Origin of the sequence: Vibrio sp. V08_P9A1T1, assembly GCF_963874405.1 — a bacterium.
GTDB classification, from domain to species: Bacteria; Pseudomonadota; Gammaproteobacteria; order Enterobacterales; family Vibrionaceae; genus Vibrio; species Vibrio anguillarum.
In genome coordinates this window covers 1-18776 of the sequence record NZ_CAWNIB010000268.1, presented here as the reverse complement: position 1 = coordinate 18776, position 18776 = coordinate 1, and the positions used below count along the sequence as shown (strand labels likewise).

General features: G+C 46.1%; 11 protein-coding genes and 1 riboswitch. Of the genes, 9 read left to right on the top strand and 2 right to left on the bottom strand.

Annotation, left to right across the window (positions count from 1 at the left end; genetic code table 11):
- The first annotated feature begins 30 nt into the window (after positions 1-30).
- From AACT21_RS12565 to AACT21_RS12555, 3 genes are all read left to right on the top strand, one after another.
- A complete protein-coding gene (locus AACT21_RS12565) occupies positions 31-168 on the top strand; it encodes a hypothetical protein (RefSeq protein WP_155815363.1) in 138 nt (45 codons plus the stop codon).
- Between the two features lie 181 nt (positions 169-349).
- A riboswitch (FMN riboswitch) is annotated at positions 350-506 on the top strand.
- 92 nt (positions 507-598) lie between these two features.
- Positions 599-1255 carry a 3,4-dihydroxy-2-butanone-4-phosphate synthase gene (gene ribB, locus AACT21_RS12560; RefSeq protein ID WP_094123326.1) on the top strand — a complete coding sequence of 219 codons (657 nt, stop codon included), beginning with the start codon at positions 599-601 and terminating at the stop codon, positions 1253-1255.
- Between the two features lie 170 nt (positions 1256-1425).
- On the top strand, positions 1426-1908 hold the full coding sequence (locus tag AACT21_RS12555) for a YehS family protein (RefSeq protein WP_038148283.1): 483 nt from the start codon (positions 1426-1428) through the stop codon (positions 1906-1908).
- A 137-nt stretch (positions 1909-2045) separates the two neighbouring features.
- Here AACT21_RS12555 and AACT21_RS12550 read toward each other — a convergent pair whose 3' ends face one another.
- A complete protein-coding gene (locus AACT21_RS12550) occupies positions 2046-3707 on the bottom strand; it encodes a methyl-accepting chemotaxis protein (RefSeq protein WP_047687681.1) in 1662 nt (553 codons plus the stop codon).
- Positions 3708-3998: 291 nt separating this feature from the next.
- Here AACT21_RS12550 and AACT21_RS12545 point away from each other — a divergent pair, with 291 nt between their 5' ends.
- Positions 3999-4355: a YibL family ribosome-associated protein gene (locus AACT21_RS12545; protein WP_026027197.1), complete on the top strand. Its 357-nt coding sequence runs from the start codon at positions 3999-4001 to the stop codon at positions 4353-4355.
- Between the two features lie 62 nt (positions 4356-4417).
- Here the strand turns inward: AACT21_RS12545 and malT are convergent, their stop codons facing one another.
- Complete coding sequence (gene malT / locus AACT21_RS12540; protein WP_017046883.1) at positions 4418-7126, bottom strand: HTH-type transcriptional regulator MalT; 2709 nt, start codon at positions 7124-7126, stop codon at positions 4418-4420.
- Positions 7127-7712: 586 nt separating this feature from the next.
- Here malT and AACT21_RS12535 point away from each other — a divergent pair.
- From AACT21_RS12535 to tssI, 5 genes are all read left to right on the top strand, one after another.
- Positions 7713-10166, top strand: a complete 2454-nt coding sequence (locus tag AACT21_RS12535; RefSeq protein ID WP_094164180.1) for a glycogen/starch/alpha-glucan phosphorylase — start codon at positions 7713-7715, stop codon at positions 10164-10166.
- A 101-nt stretch (positions 10167-10267) separates the two neighbouring features.
- The gene (gene malQ, locus AACT21_RS12530) at positions 10268-12445 is read left to right on the top strand and encodes a 4-alpha-glucanotransferase (protein WP_094164179.1); all 2178 of its coding nucleotides are present in this window, start codon (positions 10268-10270) and stop codon (positions 12443-12445) included.
- A 181-nt stretch (positions 12446-12626) separates the two neighbouring features.
- A complete protein-coding gene (gene glgB / locus AACT21_RS12525; protein ID WP_094164178.1) occupies positions 12627-14816 on the top strand; it encodes a 1,4-alpha-glucan branching protein GlgB in 2190 nt (729 codons plus the stop codon).
- 290 nt (positions 14817-15106) lie between these two features.
- Positions 15107-15625 (top strand): Hcp family type VI secretion system effector, encoded by a 519-nt coding sequence (locus tag AACT21_RS12520; RefSeq protein WP_013868180.1) that lies wholly within the window; start codon positions 15107-15109, stop codon positions 15623-15625.
- A gap of 141 nt (positions 15626-15766) precedes the next feature.
- Positions 15767-18776 (top strand): type VI secretion system tip protein TssI/VgrG (gene tssI, locus AACT21_RS12515; RefSeq protein WP_094164177.1); only part of this gene is annotated, 3010 nt, incomplete at its 3' end.

Below are 18776 nucleotides of genomic sequence, written 5' to 3'. Positions count from 1 at the left end.
CAATCAACACATCGATAGCTGAGGAGGTGAATGATGAACGACCCCATAACGGCTGACACCAAACAGCCAACACCGCTGGCGATCTATTACCGCCAGCGTCTAGAAAAATCACGTAACCCTATAGAGGTAATGGCCATTTTAGCTCTGATTCATTTATGTCACTGGTGACCATGAATAAAGGCATCTTGCATACCCTAAACTCTTGAGTTAGCTATGCTCCTGTTACCCCCAACTGCATAATTGCAGGATGCCTTTCCTTTTCGATGCACATCACTTTTTCTTCGTCCTACTTTTCATCTTTATCGTAAACGACTACCATGACATCGCTTTTTTAAAGCCAATTTATAGTTTAAATTCTCAGGGCGGGGTGAAATTCCCCACCGGCGGTGTGTTTGTTTTTTCAGTTGAGAAGGCAGATGAGCCCGCGAGCGCTCGATGTATCGAGGTCAGCAGATCTGGTGAAAAACCAGAGCCGACGGTTATAGTCCGGATGAGAGAGAATGAAGAGACGCCAGTTAGTTCGCTAGCTGGTGCAATTTGTTTTGGATTTGATCCCTCATAGCAGCCCTGATTCTGGTGATTTTTTAGGAGTACAACCATGAATCAGCTATCTCTACTTGCCAAATTTGGCGACCCTATTACTCGTGTTGAAAACGCACTGTCTGCGCTTAAAGAAGGGCGAGGCGTGTTGTTGCTTGATGATGAAGATCGTGAAAATGAAGGCGATATCATTTATGCGGTTGAGTCACTGACCACACAACAAATGGCACTGATGATCCGTGAATGCAGTGGCATCGTCTGCCTATGTTTGACCGATGAACAGGCTAATCAACTGCAACTGCCCCCGATGGTAATGCATAACAATAGCGCAAACCAAACCGCTTTTACTGTCTCGATTGAAGCAAAAACAGGTGTAACCACGGGCGTTTCAGCGCAAGACCGAGTGACCACAATAAAAACCGCGGCCCGCTTTGATGCTAAAGCCGATGATCTTGCACGCCCCGGCCATGTCTTCCCACTTCGCGCTCGGGCGGGAGGTGTTTTGGCTCGTCGTGGGCATACAGAAGGGACGGTTGATCTTATGCAAATGGCGGGTTTAATGCCTGCGGGCGTATTGTGTGAACTCACCAATCCTGACGGTTCCATGGCCAAAACACCCGAGATCGTTGCGTTCGGGCAAAAGCACAATATGCCTGTATTGACGATTGAAGATATGGTGCTGTATCGAACAAGGTATGATTTCAAATTAGCCTAACTGTGATGGCCCAGAGAGATAAAGCTTCTTTGGGCCAGTCGGCATCTTCTCTATTGCTCTACATCTAGTAAAATAGATAGGTGTCCGATCGCTCTTCTGCTACAGTGCCGTGCTATTTCTTAACAGTCTGTCATCTTGATGGCACTGGAAATCTAACCCTAGGATCTATTTTGACCAATAACGATATTTTACGCCGTATTCGCTACACTTTTGACTTTAAAGACTCAGCTATGGTTGAGATTTTTGCTGCGGCGGACGGCTGCGTTACTCAAGAGCAAGTGACTACTTGGCTAAACAAAGAGACGGAATCTGTGTTGAGTGATGTGGATCTAGCGATATTTCTCAATGGCTTAATCAATACAAAGCGTGGTAAACGCGATGGTGAACAACCTCAGCCTGAAACACGCTTAACCAATAATATGATTTTCATGAAATTGCGTATTGCGCTGGATATGAAAGCAGAAGATATTTTAGACACATTAGCTTTCATCGATTTTCGTTTAAGTAAGCACGAGCTCAATGCATTTTTCCGCAAGCCTGACAATAAACACTACCGTGAATGTAAAGATCAGATCCTGCGTAATTTTTTAATGGGTGTTCAGCGTCAACTGCGTCCAGAAGATAAACGCGAATATCAAGAAAAAATCGATTAAACCAAAGAAATCTCCTGTAAGTCATTAGGGATCTCTTCATTGAAAAAAGCCATGTTGACATGGCTTTTTTACTTTTTTACTTAGTGATCAACGATCTTCATTCTGACGCTTACGAATATCAGTTTTACCTCTTCTTGCTAAACTTTAAAGCGGTCCACCAACTCATAGAGTTCGTTGGCTCGGCTATTCAGCTGTTGGCTACCCGCTTGGTTCTGATTAGCCAGTTCAGCCGATTGACTACTTTGATCAGATATCACCACAATACGCTCTGATATCTCTTGCCCAACAATACTTTGCTCTTCTGTTGCCGTTGCGATCAGTGCGTTCATATCCATAATCGTGGCAATAGAGTCTTGAATTTTTTGTAATGCTGTCGATGCGGCATTGGCTTTTTCTACGGTGCTTAAGCTACGACTTTGGCTTGAATCCATCGCTTTAACTGCGGCATCAGAGGCATTTTTCAGTTGCCCGATCATGGCATGAATTTGCCCTGTACTGTCTTGGGTACGGCTGGCTAATTTTCGGACTTCATCTGCTACTACGGCAAATCCTCGTCCTTGCTCGCCCGCGCGAGCCGCTTCAATCGCTGCGTTTAACGCCAGTAGATTGGTTTGTTCCGCAATATCTTGGATAACCGCAAGTAGAGACGAAATGTTTTTCACATCGCCTTCCAGTTTTGAAATCACAAGGCTCGCTTCAGCGACCTCTTTGGCGAGATCCTGTACCGATTGTGCGGCCGAATCAACAATCTCATGGGCATCTTTGGCGTTGTCGTCAGCATCTTTTGCTGATTGAGCGGCATGATGGGCGTTGTTCGAGATCTCTGTTGCAGTCGTGGTCATTTCTGTCATCGCTGTCGCTACTTGATCGGTCTCTTCACGTTGCCCTGATGCAATGGCGTCAACTTGTTGTGCTCGTTGTGTCATGTCATTGGTTTCATCCACAACCTGTTGCCCAACTTGGTGTACGCGCGCAATGATACTTTGCAAGCTGGAGACAAAGGCATTGAAGTTATCACTTAGTCTTGCAAATTCAGGGGCGTTGAATTTTTCCATTCTTGCAGTTAAATCAGCGTCACCGCTTGCAAATGAACGAATCGATAAATCAAATAGCTCGAGAGGACGCATGATACTGCGATTTAAAATGATGGCGAAAAAACCGACGATGAGGATAATGATCAAGCTCATCAAACCGATATTGACTAAACTGCTTTGCATATTTTCCGCAGCGAGTGTTTCCATGTTGGCGATTACGGCATCAATGTCATCGGTGTAAAAGCCAGTGCCTATTATTAGATCCCATTGTGGCAAATAGGTAGAATAGGCCAATTTAGGTAGTGGTGTCGTCTCTCCCGGCTTGGGGAAATAGTAGGTAGTGAACTTATCTACTTTGGCATTTTTGATTAAATCTTGGATTAAATAGTTGCCATGCGTATCTTGCATGTTCCAAAAGTTATCGCCTAAACCAGCATTACTTTGGCCCAGTAGTAGTCGATCCCCTTTGCTATTGTAGCCAAAGATATAGCCACTATTTTCAAACGCGATGTCACGCAGTATGGTGATGGCTTCGCTGAGGGGAGCGTTCTTTTGTTTGAGTGATTTGAGCGCTGTATCGGCAATTTGCAGATATGAACGCAGCTCATTTTGTTTCATCTCCATCATGCTAGCGCGGGTAGCAGCCATTTGTTCGTGATTCAGTTTTTGTGTTTCTGAAAAACTGAGATACATCATACTTAACGAAATAATCAGTAGCGGAACAATGGATAGCACGTAGAGTCTTTGGCGAATAGTCAGGCTCATGGTTATTTCCTGTTGTTATGTTATTGGCCTTGGTACTTTAACTGACGGTTGACATGCTCGTTGTTGTTATAAATATAGCTTAGCTAAGTTTGCGGCACCGCGTCTTACAAAGAGCATATTTTCATATGAAAAATGGGTGTTATGTCAAATTGGAATGCTAAGTAGAGTTGTTATGCCCTCTATGACTTGCCCGTGGCTTTCATTTCACCGGTTTAAGCTTAATTTCTATATAGAGTATAGATAGGCTGTGATATACTCCGCGCCCACTTTACTTTCGAAGAGCCAGTGACCATGAGCCTGAAAAATGAAATTCAACAACTCAATAACCGTTTAGATACGTGTCGCCATAAGCTCGATGCGGCTAAAGGTCGTGGCGATCAAGTAATGATCAGCAAATTTACCGATGAAGTAGAACAACTGACGAAAAAGCTCGCTCAAGCAAAACACAAGCAAAATTATACGGTGAGCAAAGAGCGTAAGAGTTTGCTCGATATGCCATTTTCTCGTGAGTTGACCAAAGCCGAACAGGCGGATTTAGGTCAATTGAAAAAGTCAGTTAAAGGTTTAATCGTGGTACACCCGATGACAACAATGGGCAAAGAACTGCGTTTAGAAGTGATGACTGGTTTCGCTCCAAAAACCTTCTAACCATCATTTTTTACGACAGAAAAGAGCCAGATAATCTGGCTCTTTTTGATCGTACCTGCGACTCAATAGCCCATAAGTTGCAATAAATTCTCGGCGGTGTGGATTGCCTCTTTGCGGTTAGCAATATTCAGTTTTTGGTATAGGTTGCGGATGTGGGTTTTGATGGTGGTTCCTGCGACATCCAGCTCTTGTGCAATTTGCTCATTGCTAAACCCAGAGTAAATAAGCCCCAAGACTTGCCATTCACGTTGAGTGAGTGGGCTGGTACGAACCAGCTCAGGAATATTTGGGTGATTAACCAGCTTCTCAACAAACTCTTCGTCGAAATGGACTGATCGGCTGCGCTGAGTGGTAGAGATCTCTTTCATTAACTGTTGTGCGCGGTGGCGTTCCAGATCTCCCAATTCGGATCGGCTAGAGAGTTTTTCCAACAAGTGGCCGATCTGAGAACCATCGATTAAAAAGTTACCCACCATACCCGTCTGATTGGTTAACTGTAGCGCCTCTTTGAGTTTTTCTTTCGCCACTTCTTCATTGTGCACTGTGGTGGCTAGAACGGCTTCGAGGATCAAATTACGGTTTAGGTCAGTAATCAACTGATAAGTTTGCGCTTCGTGCTGCATAAACGTCAAAGTTTGAGTCGCATCTTCCAAATGACCTAAGTGAATCTGAACTCGAGCAATATTGCGCCATTGAAGCTGTGAAAAGTGATTGCATGCTTTTTCTGGTCGAATGGTGGTCTTGAGCCACTGCAACATTGCTTCATCATTGCCACGAGCTTGCCAAAATAGAATCAGTGAGAGCGAAGCATTCGCTGTCCAGTCTACGTGATAAGTCGATTGTTTCAGTAAGTGCTGTATTTGTTCGATGAACTTACCCGCTTTATCGAGTTCACCACGGCCAATAGCAATACGCGCCAGCATAGAATAACTGTGCAGATGTTTGCTTGGAGAGTGGTTGCCCAATACGCGTAGTCCTTTATAAGCGCACTCTTCCGCTTCATCCAAGCGGTTCCAGCACCACAGGATTTGGGCACGTATCCGTAGTAAGAATTCATGCAATGGCACTTGCTGCAATTGCTGCTCTTCAATTAATTTGAAGGCAATATCCTGCACTTCAAAAGCGGCTTGCACATAACCTTGGGCAATCAAGATCTCGCTTTGCTGTAGTAATGCCCATAGCGCTTGATGGTAAACCTGATACTGGCGTGCCAGCTTTTCGGTTTGTTGCATCATCGAGAGTGCACGGCTTAATTGACCGAGCACGTGGTTCACTTCGCCGACGACTGAAGTGGCGACAATACGACTGCGGTAAACGGTGTGATCCAGTTGGCTCAGTGCTAACTCCGCAAGTTCTAAGGCTTTTTCTGGCTCATTTTGGTTGATCGCGACTTGAGCACGTAGGGCATTGAATTCGCCTTGTTCTTTGGTGCTTAGCTGAACATTGAGCGCTTTCATCTCGTTGGTCGATTTGGTTAGCAGATCCCCAACGTCAAAGTAGCGGTGCTGACTTTGAGCCAGCCAAGCTTGTAGCATACACAGTTTAGGCTCGCGATAGAGTTGGGCCGGAGAGAGTTGGTTAATGGCCTCTTCGAGAGCCAAAAGCTCGCCTTGGTTGAACATCTTCCAGCCAAATTGCGTCAAGATAGTAGCGAGTAAGTCAGTATCGTTAGCGAGCGTGGCGTGACGCAACGCTTGATGAGGTGTGGCTTCTTGCAACCAAGCGTGCGCGGCGGCACGGTGTAGATCGTGTTCCTGCTGCGGGATGCGCGCCAAGCGTTCATGAGAGAGGAATTCCGCAAATAAGTTGTGGAACCGGTACCAGTTGTGTTCACCTTCCAGTGGATAAATGAATAAACCATAGCGGTTGAGCGACTCAATCATGCTCAGCGCGTCGTCACGTTTGGTGAGTGCAGAGACTAACACGTCATTAAAGTGATCGAGCACCGAGCATTGCATCAAAAATTGGCGCGTTTCTTTATCCAGCAGATCAAACACTTCCTCAACTAAGTAATCCCATAAATGTGCATGATTAAACTGCGATACCGACTCCGCTGTTTGAGCCAACGTGCGCTTTTGGTGCTGTGCTTGTAAGGCAATCAATTGCAGTGCAGAGGGCCAGCCTTCGACATAGGTGCACAAGTTGTTGGCAGTATCATCATCCACGCCATCAGAGACCCGTTGATTAAAGAAGCGTGTTGTTTCTTCTGTATCAAAGGCGAGTAGCTCATTACCAATTTCGATCATCAAATCGCGTACGCGCAAGTTGGCCGTGCCTAATGGTGGTGTGGCACGGCTAGTGACGACCAGCGTTAGGTTGTCTGGCATGTGTTTGAGGAAAAAGCGCATCGCTTCGTGGATATCGTCATCGGCGATCAAATGGTAATCATCGAGAACCACATAGCACTCTTTGTTAAAGCCAGACATTTCCGAAAACACTTCACTAAATAACGAGTGTAAAGAAGAGAACTGGCGTCGCTCGGCCAGTTTTTGGGCATTTGGACAACTTTGCTGAGTCGCTTTATTAATCGCTTGCAGTAAGTAGTTGATAAATCGGAACGCATCATTGTCGCTTTCATCGATGCTATACCAACCCACATTGGTCTTGTCTGATAACCATTGCGCTGCCATGGTGGTTTTTCCATAACCAGCAGGCGAACGGAATAGCACGAGTTTGTAGCAAGGTGCTTGGGCAAGCAGCTCTAACACACGCGGGCGAACGATGGCGTTGTGTAGGCGGCCGGGACGAGTAAGCTTAGAAGGTATCCACATCTTCCAGATTCCATTTATTGTTCTTGTTACTGACTTAAAAGCTGATCGCAGCTTTGGAGGTGCTTAGTAAGAAGAGCATCATTATTTAGGAGTACACAAGTGAACTATCACTCATTTTGTGTGGATGTTACTTGATGTCGTGACGCACGTTTATTGATCCATCCCGAGATTCTTGCAGGATTCACATTTACTCATCATCTACGCCCTGTAATTGTGACTTTAATCACTAAAAATTCTTTGTTATGCGCTATATAAAAACTGAGCATGTACAAAATCTCATGTAATTTGTAAATGAAGCTCATTTTTTTGAGAGCCAATTCTCATATTGAGAGATTGATATTCCCGATCGAAACCTTAGCGTCATGAGCGGTATTTAGGCTAGTGAGCAAGGTGATGTGATCACAATCACTGCTTATGAACCGCTATGTGCAACGAATGAGAGATAGATCACTGCGACTCTGGTGCTCGCCCTCTACGCCCTGAGCCCTCCTCCTAAACGAGGTCATTTTTAGGAGGATGCCGACCTTGCGTAGCTGATGCACGATATGCCGAAGATGAATTAAAACGACTAAGTGAGATTTCGCTAATGAAACCTACGCAACAGAAGAAGTTTGATAAAGCTTCGTTCCAAGACAACGTAAAGAAACACCTGACTGCCACCTACGCCACCACCATTGAAAATGCAGATAGCCGTTCATGGTATCTCGCAATGGGGCGCGCACTGGCTGAATTAACGATGTTTGATCTACTCGAAACTGAGCAAGACGAGCGCATTGTTAACGCTAAGGGTCTGAACTACTTATCACTTGAGTTCTTGATTGGCCGTTTAACGGGCAACAACCTCATCAGCATGGGCCTGTATGAGCAAATCACGGAAGCGATGGCTGATTTAGGTCAGAACCTAACGGATTTATTAGAAGAAGAACGTGACCCATCCTTAGGTAATGGTGGTTTAGGGCGACTTGCGGCATGTTTCATGGATTCGTGCGCTGCGCAAGAGTACCCAACCGTAGGTTATGGTTTACATTATGAATATGGTTTGTTTAAGCAATCTTTTAGTGAGGGCCACCAACAAGAAGCTCCTGATGAGTGGCGTTGTATTGAAGGCTACCCGTGGGAAGTGGCACGACCACACCTAGCACAAGAGATTGGTTTTTACGGCCATGTTGACGTTATCAATGACAATGGCGTGGAAAAACGCCGTTGGATTCCGAGTATGTTTGTCCAAGCAATGCCTTGGGATTTACCGATCGTCGGCTATGAAAGCGACACGGTTTACCCACTTCGTTTATGGGAATGTCGCGCAATTGCGCCTTTCTCACTGGCTGATTTCAACAACGGTAACTACTTTGAAGCACAGCATGCCTTGATTGATGCAGGCAACATTACCAAAGTACTTTATCCAAACGATAACCACGAAAAAGGCAAGACACTGCGTTTGATGCAGCAATATTTCCATAGCGCGGCGTCAATGCGTGACATTTTGCGTCGTCATGCGGCGGCGGGTCATGACATTGCTGATCTTCCTAAATATCAAACCGTTCAGCTAAACGATACTCACCCAACGATTTCCATTCCTGAATTGATGCGTATCTTGATTGATGAGAAAGGCATGGGCTGGGATGAAGCATGGGCGATCAGCTCAAAAACGTTCGCCTATACCAACCATACGCTACTGCCTGAAGCACTCGAAACGTGGAGCGAGTCGTTGATCCAGCGTTTGCTTCCTCGCCATATGGAAATCATTTACGAAATCAATCACCGCTTCCTGCAAGAAGTACGTGCCAAGTGGCCGGGTGATGTGTCGAAACAGCAAAAACTCTCCATCATTCAAGATGGTTTCCACCGTGTAGTGCGTATGGCAAACCTTTGTGTGGTTGGCTCTTACGCTGTGAACGGTGTGGCAGCGCTGCACTCGGAGTTGGTAAAACGCGATCTTTTCCCAGAATTCCACGAGCTTTACCCAACACGTTTGCACAACGTAACAAACGGCATTACGCCGCGTCGCTGGTTGAAATTTTGTAACCCAGGTTTGTCGGCGCTTATTTCGGAAAAAATTGGCATTGAGTGGCCAGCGCACCTTGACCAGCTAGAAGCGATTGCGCAATACGCTGACGATGCGAAATTCCAAAAAGAGTTTATGGCGGTTAAGAAACACAACAAGCAGCGTCTGGCTGATTGGGTATCAGAGAACATGGGTATTGAGCTTGATACCAATGCCATCTTTGATGTGCAGATCAAACGCTTGCATGAATACAAACGTCAGCATTTGAATATGTTACATATTCTCTCTTTGTATCATCGTTTAGTGAATGACCCAACGTTCGATATGACGCCGCGCGTGGTGTTCTTCGCGGCTAAAGCGGCACCGGGTTACCACCTAGCTAAAGAGATCATCTACGCCATCAATAAAATTGCGGAAAAAGTAAATAACGATCCGCGCATTGGTAACAAGCTAAAAGTAGTTTTCATTCCTGATTACCGCGTGAGCATAGCTGAAATCATCATTCCTGCTGCCGATGTATCCGAGCAAATTTCTACCGCAGGTAAAGAAGCATCCGGTACCGGTAACATGAAAATGGCGCTAAATGGTGCTTTAACCATAGGTACGATGGATGGTGCAAACGTGGAAATTCGTGAGGAAGTGGGTGATGACAATATCTACATCTTCGGTTTGGAAGTGGACGGAGTCGAAGCGTTAAAAGCCAGTGGTTATAACCCATATGATTACTACAATGCGGATCCGCTGCTTAAGGCTTCACTGGATTTGTTGGTGGGTGAAGAGTTTACCCCAGGCGCTCCGGGCAAATTGAAAGCCACGTTCGATAGCTTGCTTGATGGTGGTGATCCATACCTAGTGCTGGCTGACTTCGCTTCGTATGTACAAGCGCATCAGGCGATGGACAAACAGTACCGTGACCAGGCTGGCTGGGCGAAGAAAGCGATTCTTAACACCGCGTTGGTGGGTAAGTTCAGCTCTGACCGCAGTATCCGTGATTACGTTAACAACATCTGGAAATTAGAAACCGTTAAACGTTAATTTTCAAGTAAGCCAAGGCCTTAGGGCCTTGGCTCTATGATGACTCATTATAATAAAACCCTACCCATTTGAAGGGGAAAGAAGTCCCTTCGGAGAAAGCGATGAAACAACTAAACGCATTAAAACAAGTAGCGGCGATGGCGAACATTGCCGACAGCTACATAAGCGCGTGGGGCGACGAAGCGAAAGTGGAAGATGAAACCATTATCCGCTTATTGGCGTCTTTGGGCTATGACACAACCAATGATGAAACGCTGCTGAAATCAGCAGAAAAGAAACACAAGAAAGATGTATTAGATCCTGTTCTCGTTATTCGTGAAGGTGAAGCGGTGGAAGTGCCACTTTATCTAGGTGCCAGCGCACGTGAAAGCGAATTTAACTGGCGCTTAGAAACCGAGCAAGGAGAGGTACTTGAAGGCTATCTTCAATCGCAAGTCGTTCGTGATGAACGCGCTGAGGGTGGCCCTTTAGTGTTTGCATTGCCAAGCGATTTGGCATGGGGATATCACAAACTGTTGGTGACACGGAAACGCCGTAAAGCACCGTATGAGCTCACGCTGATAGTGACGCCAAAAGCCTGTTACAAACAAGCACCTATTACTGAAGGTAAAAAATTGTGGGGCCCGAGTGTGCAGCTTTATACGCTGCGTACTCAGCACAACTGGGGTATTGGTGATTTTGGCGATTTAAAACAGTTAGTGGCGGATATTGCCTCTCGTGGCGGCGATTTTGTCGGCCTTAACCCGATTCATTCTCTCTTTCCTGCAAACCCGGAAGGGGCGAGTCCTTACAGCCCATCGTCACGCCGTTGGCTTAATATTTTATACATTGACGTGAGTTCAGTGCCTGAATTTGCTTTGAGTGCAGATGCGCAGCAAAAAGTAGGCAGTGCGGAGTTTCAGCAACGTCTTCAGAAAGTACGTGAAGCGCATTGGGTAAACTATACCGAAGTTGCAACATTAAAAATGAGTGTTTTGCCACTCCTGTTCACCGAATTTAAAAAACGCCATTTAGATAAAAATAGCGATCGCGCACAAGCCTTTTTGAATTTCGTTGAAGAAGGTGGTGAGAGCTTAGTGCACCAAGCGGCATTCGATGCGCTGCATGTCGATTTACATGCCCAAGATCCGAATGTATGGGGTTGGCCGGTTTTCCCTGAAAAATATCGTCGGTTTGAAAACAGCGCAGTACAGAAATTTATCGAAGACAATCAAGATAAAGTTCACCTATACATGTACTTGCAGTGGATTGCTGATGGCCAAATTAATGAAGCCCAAGCACTCGCGGAAGAAAAAGGTATGGCGGTCGGCTTATACCGCGACCTTGCGGTGGGTGTGGCTGATTCAGGCTCTGAAACTTGGGCTGATGCCGGTAACTTGATTTTAGACGCCAGCATTGGCGCACCGCCCGATATTCTTGGACCACTGGGTCAAAATTGGGGCTTACCACCGCTTAATCCACAAGTATTACAAGCAACTGCTTACGATGCTTATATCAAACTACTGCGCGCCAATATGAAACATTGTGGTGCGCTGCGTATTGACCATGTACTTGGTTTACTGCGCTTGTGGTGGGTACCAAAAGGTGAAAATGCCACTAAGGGTGCTTACATCTACTACCCAGTACAAGATATGCTCGCGATTTTAGCGTTGGAATCTCACCGCCATCAATGTAGCGTGATTGGCGAAGATTTGGGCACAGTACCTGATGAAATCGTCGATATTTTAGCCGACGCGGGTGTTCACTCTTATAAAGTGTTCTTCTTTGAAACCGCAGACGATGGCGGCTTTATCTCACCGAAACATTACGCCGCTCAGTCGATGTCGGCACTGTGCACACATGATATGCCAACGTTGCGTGGTTTCTGGCATTGCGATGATCTCAAAATGGGGAGCGAAATTGGTTTGTACCCCGATCAAGCCCAGCTCGAAGCCTTGTTTGAGGACCGTTTGAAATGTAAACAAGGCATTTTGGATTCGGTGGCATGGCATGGTTATTTGCCTGAGGGTGTGGGGCGCGATGCAAGCCTTGTTCCAATGGATTCGTATTTAAGTGAGGCGCTGCAATTGCACGTTGCATCTGGCGCATCGACCTTGTTAAGTATTCAGTTAGAAGATTGGTTGGAAATGGATAAACCCGTTAATATTCCGGGCACCGTTAATGAGTACCCTAACTGGCGTCGTAAACTTTCAATGAATTTGGATGAAGTATTTGCGCGTGATAATGTCAATCGCATTGCTGCACGTTTAACGGAAGTGCGAGCGAGTGTAAGTAAATAATCACTTACTGAATAAACCTTGATGTGGCTTAGTGTTATCTTTCTTAATCATGGCATGAAGAATTTTAGTCTAGGTCACTCAATGTAACAGCAGAGTTCGGTACACTGAACCTCGCTAGTATGCCCGCCATTTTAGCGGGCATTTTTATACGTTTAAAGAAAGTTAGGTTAGGAGTAGGGATATGAAAACAAAAAAGCTTTCAAAGCTAAAGCAGGCATATAGCCAACTTTCCCATGCATCATTTACAGATCCATTCTCATTTTTAGGCCCTTACCTTGCACCCGATCAAGGTGCGCTACGCGTTTGGATGCCGGGTGCCGAAAAAGTTGAGCTGGTGGTGGAAAATCAACCCCGCATTCTGCTTGAGCGTGAAGATGAGTCGGGTTTCATCCTAAAATCAAATATTGATTTACGTTTTACCCACTACCAATTGGCGGTCGATTGGGCAGGTGTCGAACAGCTCATCGATGACCCATATCAGTACCATGGTTTATACGCTGAATATGATGATTTACATACGCCGAAATCGATGTATCACCACATGGGTTCGCAGTTCGTAACTATGGATCGTGGTGGTAAACAAATCTCAGGTATCCGTTTTTTAGTCTACGCACCGCATGCAAAAGCGTGCAGTTTGATTGGCGCATTTAACCAATGGGATGGACGTCGTAACCCAATGCAGCGCATTGATTACGGTATTTGGGGAATTTTCATGCCCAACTTACCCGAAGGTACGCAATACAAATTTGAATTGAAAGGGCCTCATGGTGAAGGGTTACCGCACAAAGCCGATCCTTGGGGTTACTACGCCGAGCAATACCCTTCGTTTGCTTCGGTGACGTATGATCATCGGCGTTATGAATGGCAAGACCGTTCGTGGCAAGCTCGCCCCATCACCGAAAAGCGCAAGCAAGCGCTCTCTTTCTATGAGTTGCACGTGGGCTCTTGGCGTCGTAATTCGGCGGGTGAATTTCTAAATTATCGTGAGCTGGCTGATCAACTGGTGCCTTATTTGGTGGATTTAGGCTATACCCATGTAGAGCTTATGCCCGTTTCTGAACATCCATTTTATGGTTCTTGGGGATATCAACCTGTTGGCTTATTTGCGCCAACGAGCCGTTTTGGTACGCCTGATGATTTTAAATATTTCGTTGATCAATGTCACCAAGCTGGTCTTGGAGTGGTGCTCGATTGGGTTCCCGCACATTTTCCAGCCGATAGTCATGGTTTAGCCAATTTTGATGGCACTCCTTTATTCCATGACCCTGATCCACGCCGTGGTTGGCATCAAGATTGGAGTTCGTATATTTACGACCTTGGCCGCGAACATGTGCGCCGTTTCTTAGTCTCGAATGCGTTATATTGGTTTGAACAGTTCCATATCGATGGCATTCGGGTCGACGCCGTTGCTTCGATGCTCTATCTCGACTACTCACGCAGCCATGATCAATGGATCCCAAATGTGGATGGCGGCAGAGAAAATTACGATGCGATTGCCACCTTAAAGTGGATGAACGAAGAAGTGTACAAACACTTCCCGAATGCTATGACCATTGCTGAAGAATCAACAGCTTTTCCCGGCGTTTCAGCGCCAACCTTTATGGGCGGCTTAGGCTTTGGTTTCAAATGGAATATGGGCTGGATGCATGACAGTTTGGCTTATATAAAAGAAGATCCCGTCCATCGTAAATACCATCACAACGTCATCACCTTCCCGTTAGTCTATGCACACAGTGAAAACTATGTGTTGTCGCTATCACACGATGAAGTGGTGTACGGCAAGGGTTCGATCCACAACAAAATGCCCGGCGATGAGTGGCAACAAACGGCAAACTTGCGTGCTTATATGGGTTACATGTATGGCCAGCCGGGTAAAAAACTCAACTTCATGGGCACTGAATTTGGTCAAACGGCAGAATGGAATCATGATGACCAACTTCAGTGGTTCTTATTGCAGTTTGAACGCCATCAAGGAGTGCAGAATTTAACGCGAGATCTCAATAAGATGTATCAAGCCGAGCCTGCACTTTTTGAGTTAGACAGTGAGCCTCGTGGCTTTGAGTGGCGCTTACAAGATGCGGCCGATGCGAGCATTCTTGCGCATGAACGCATGAGTGACTGCGGTGAACGTATTTTAATTATCACCAATTTTACCCCTGTTCCTCACCAAGCTTTTCGTTTAGGTATGCCTGTCAAAGGTGAGTATCAATTACTGCTTAATACAGATGATAGACACTATGGCGGTAGCAGTTTTGAAGTCAAAAACCGTGTACTGACTGAAAACGTTGAGAGTGAGGGTTTAGACCAATCTATTTTGGTCTGTGTACCGCCACTGGCAACTCTCTACTATAAGCTAGAGACAAGGGTATAGTTGTCAACCCCATTGCAATTTAATGAGTTGAGTGGTTTCTTGTGAAGTCTCAACATCAAAATCCCGATTTACAGTGTGAATCGGGATTTTTACATCTGGCTGTCTCAGAATGAGGGTAAGTTTTTACCCATCGAAGCAATATCTTGCTCATACTGGGCAGGTTTTTGCTCAATCAAAAATACATACAATATAAGTGTTTGATTTTAAATATTAATAGAGTTGGCACTGACTTTGCTCTATGACGAGTGAACTTGTTTCATACCATTCATCATTAAAGTAAGGAATTTGCAATGCCAACTCCATGTTATATCTCTATCGAAGGCGAAACTCAGGGCCTGATCACTGCTGGTGCTCTGTCTACTGATTCAATCGGTGATGCGTTCGTTGAAGGTCATGAAGACCAAATGTTGGTTCAACAATTTGACCACGTTGTAACTGTACCGACTGATCCACAATCAGGTCAGCCTTCTGGTCAACGTGTTCACAAACCATTTAAATTCACCGTAGCGCTAAACAAAGCGGTTCCTCTTCTTTATAACGCACTGGCGTCTGGCGAGAAGATGAAATCGGTTGAGCTAAAATGGTACCGCACTTCTATCGAAGGTAAGCAAGAGAACTTCTTCACTACTACACTCGAAAGCGCGTCTATCGTGGACATTCACTGTGAAATGCCACACTGCCAAGATCCAGCAAACGGCGACTTCACACAAAACGTTACGGTTTCTATGTCTTACCGTAAAATCCTGTGGGATCACGTGAATGCGGGTACTTCAGGCTCTGACGACTGGCGCAAGCCTGTTGAAGCGTAATCACGCTTAGTTTTTGGGTCGCTCACTCGTGTTTCATGTCCTTGGGGTGAGTGGCCCACACCAAAACCTTAAGCTCAGTACGTAGCCTAGTTATGTATTGAGCTTAAGGTTTTTCGACATTCAAATGTGGAAGGGAAAAAGATGGCAAGGTTAAGTTTTAGGCTCACCGTGGAGGGTTTGGCAGACGACACGTTAGTGGTGCGTGAATACCAAGGCGTGGAATCGCTGTCTGATAGCGCGCAAGCGGGCCTGCATTGCTACGGTTTTCGCTATGAGATAAAACTGGCCAGTCGCCAATCTGGCTTAACAGCGCTGGAGCTGGTGGACAAAACCGCTCAGCTTGAGATGTTGCGTGATGGCCTTGTCGTGCAGCGCGTGCACGGCATTGTGCGCCAATTCAGTAAAGGTGATATTGGCCATCATCACACCTTTTACTCACTGACCTTAGTCCCGGCATTAGAGCGGCTATCACTGCGCCAAAACAGCCGTATTTTCCAGCTCAAAACCGTTCCCGAAATCCTCTCCATCGTACTGCAAGAGATGGGCATTAACGACTACGCCTTCTCGCTGAAACGTGAGTGTGCGCAGCGTGAATTCTGCGTGCAGTACCGTGAGACGGATATCGACTTCTTGCACCGCTTAGCCGCCGAAGAGGGCTTGGTGTATCACTTCATTCATGAAGAGGGGAAACACACCCTCTTTTTCAGTGACGACAGCCAAAGCCTGATAAAGCGAGAAACGCCTATCCCTTACAACGTCCTTGCGGGTGGCGTGATGGAAAGCCCCTATGTGTCGCAATTAACGCAACACAGCCAAACCGAAGTGAGCCACAGCGCGCTGCAAGATTACAGCTTTAAAAAACCGAGCTACTCGTTTGCTCAGCAAGCGCAAGGGCGCGAAATGGATTACCAGCAAGCGACCTACGAACACTTTGATGCACCGGGCCGCTTTAAAGACGACGTCAGCGGCAAAGCCTTTAATCAAATTCGCTTAGAGTACTTACGACGAGAAGCGCGTACCGCGACCGGAAAAAGTAACCATCCAGGCCTGCAAGCGGGCACAAGGTTTGATTTACAAGAGCATCTTGACGACAGCATGAACCGCGATTGGGTTGTAGTGCAAGTGCATCATCAAGGGCGTCAGCCACAAGCATTGGAAGAAGAGGGCGGCAGTGGCGCGACCACGTACAGCAACCAATTCACGCTCATTCCTGCTGATGTCACGTGGCGTGCGACACCGCAAGCCAAACCTCAAGTGGATGGCCCTTGCATGGCGTTAGTCGTGGGCCCTGACGGCGAAGAAATCTTCTGTGACGAACATGGCCGCGTCAAACTGCATTTCCCGTGGGACAGATATTCCAACGGCGATGAGCACAGCTCATGCTGGGTGCGCGTCTCACAAGGTTGGGCTGGCAGCCAATATGGCATGATAGCCATTCCGCGCATTGGTCATGAAGTCATCGTCTCGTTTCTCAACGGCGACCCAGACCAACCGATAGTGACAGGCCGTACCTACCATGCGACCAACAAAGCGCCGTACACACTACCGGATAACAAAACCAAAACCGTGCTGCGCAGTGAAACGCACCAAGGAGAAGGGTTTAACGAGCTGAGTTTTGAAGACCAAGCGGCGCAAGAGAAAATCTACCTACACGCGCAAAAAGACTTAGACGCCTTGGTGCTCAATGACGCCACGACGCACATCAAACACGACCAGCACCTCACGGTGGATAACGACCAGTTCACGCACGTTAAACATAACCACCACCTCACGGTGGAGGGCGAAAGCCGCGATAACATAACCAAAGATAGCAGTGTAGAGATTAGCGGGTCATTACAGCATAAAGTGGCCAAACTGACCGCGATACAAACAGGGCGCGAAATCAGCCTTAAAGCGGGAGCTAAAATCGTTGTAGAAGCTGGGGCTGAAGTGACTTTAAAAGCGGGTGGCAGCTTTGTCAAAGTGGATGCCGGTGGCGTGCACATCGTTGGTCCTGCGATTAACCTTAATGCTGGCGGAAGTGCGGGTAGCGGTAGCGCTTATGGTGGGCAATCCGCCATGTTGGCAACCCCACTACTTGATATGAAAGCTCCAGCCGAATTGCAAGCGAGTGCAATTAACGCGACCATGCAAAGCGGCCAAGCGAATGTGATCACTCATTTTGAGGCTGCCGCAGTACAATCCGCTGCGCAGAAATCATCTGCATCATCAGAAAAGCAGTCAGAAGCGAAGGTGGCAGAAAAGAGCGCTCAGGAAGAGAGCCCAAAAGAGGATGCACAAAACGAAGATAAAGCATCACTGCTACAATCGGATGTGTTGAAACCTTCAGAAGAGCTGGAAAAGTTAGCGAAGAAACAAGCCAGCGCTTTCAGAAAAGGCAACAATGGCGAAGAAGTGAGCTTTATTCAGCAAGCGTTAATCAAAATGAAATTTGATTTGCAAGCCGATGGTGATTTCGGTAATAAAACCAAAACGGCCATCGAACAGTTCCAAAAAAGTTATCAACCCAGTCATCAAACGCATCCGTCATACAGCATTGGCCCCGTTGATGGTATTGTTGGCCAAGGCACATTACTTGCACTGGATGAAGCTTTGATGGATGGTTGGGAGTCAAAATCGCAGTGTAAATTGATGATCAATTTTGACTTCATTAAAGAACTTGAAGGAGTAAAAAAGAAAGGATATGTTCCTGATGTCGAAAATAGTAATAGTGGTGTCACTATTGCTTCAGGATTTGATTTGGGAGCACGCTCAAAATCAGATTTAATTGCTTTAGGTCTCCCTGCTTCTTTGGTAGATAAGCTTACACCTTATCTTGGTTATAAAAAGAGTGAAGCTGAAGCTATTTTGATTAAGAATCCTCTTATGGTTAACGATTTTGAATTAGAAATTCTAGTATCAAAAGTAAAAAAATCAGAGACAAAACGTATTGTTGATTTATACAATCGAATATCCAAGACGACAAAGTTTGAATGTTTACCGTGGCAGGCTCAAACTGTCATTGCTTCATTGTCATACCAATATGGTTATTTACCATCAGAGACAGAAAATTTCTGGAAGCAAGCCATCGAACAAAATTGGGTAGAAATGTATGATAACTTAATGAAATTTGGTGATAAATATCCCACGCGCAGAAAAAAAGAAGCAAAAT

What these genes read in the sequence shown, in the direction of transcription:
- AACT21_RS12550 (WP_047687681.1), bottom strand. Translation starts at nt 3,707, where the DNA reads ATGAGCCTGACTATTCGCCAAAGACTCTACGTGCTATCCATTGTTCCG.
- glgB (WP_094164178.1), top strand. Translation starts at nt 12,627, where the DNA reads ATGAAAACAAAAAAGCTTTCAAAGCTAAAGCAGGCATATAGCCAACTT.
- AACT21_RS12535 (WP_094164180.1), top strand. Translation starts at nt 7,713, where the DNA reads ATGAAACCTACGCAACAGAAGAAGTTTGATAAAGCTTCGTTCCAAGAC.
- ribB (WP_094123326.1), top strand. Translation starts at nt 599, where the DNA reads ATGAATCAGCTATCTCTACTTGCCAAATTTGGCGACCCTATTACTCGT.
- AACT21_RS12520 (WP_013868180.1), top strand. Translation starts at nt 15,107, where the DNA reads ATGCCAACTCCATGTTATATCTCTATCGAAGGCGAAACTCAGGGCCTG.
- malQ (WP_094164179.1), top strand. Translation starts at nt 10,268, where the DNA reads ATGAAACAACTAAACGCATTAAAACAAGTAGCGGCGATGGCGAACATT.
- malT (WP_017046883.1), bottom strand. Translation starts at nt 7,126, where the DNA reads ATGTGGATACCTTCTAAGCTTACTCGTCCCGGCCGCCTACACAACGCC.
- AACT21_RS12565 (WP_155815363.1), top strand. Translation starts at nt 31, where the DNA reads ATGATGAACGACCCCATAACGGCTGACACCAAACAGCCAACACCGCTG.
- AACT21_RS12545 (WP_026027197.1), top strand. Translation starts at nt 3,999, where the DNA reads ATGAGCCTGAAAAATGAAATTCAACAACTCAATAACCGTTTAGATACG.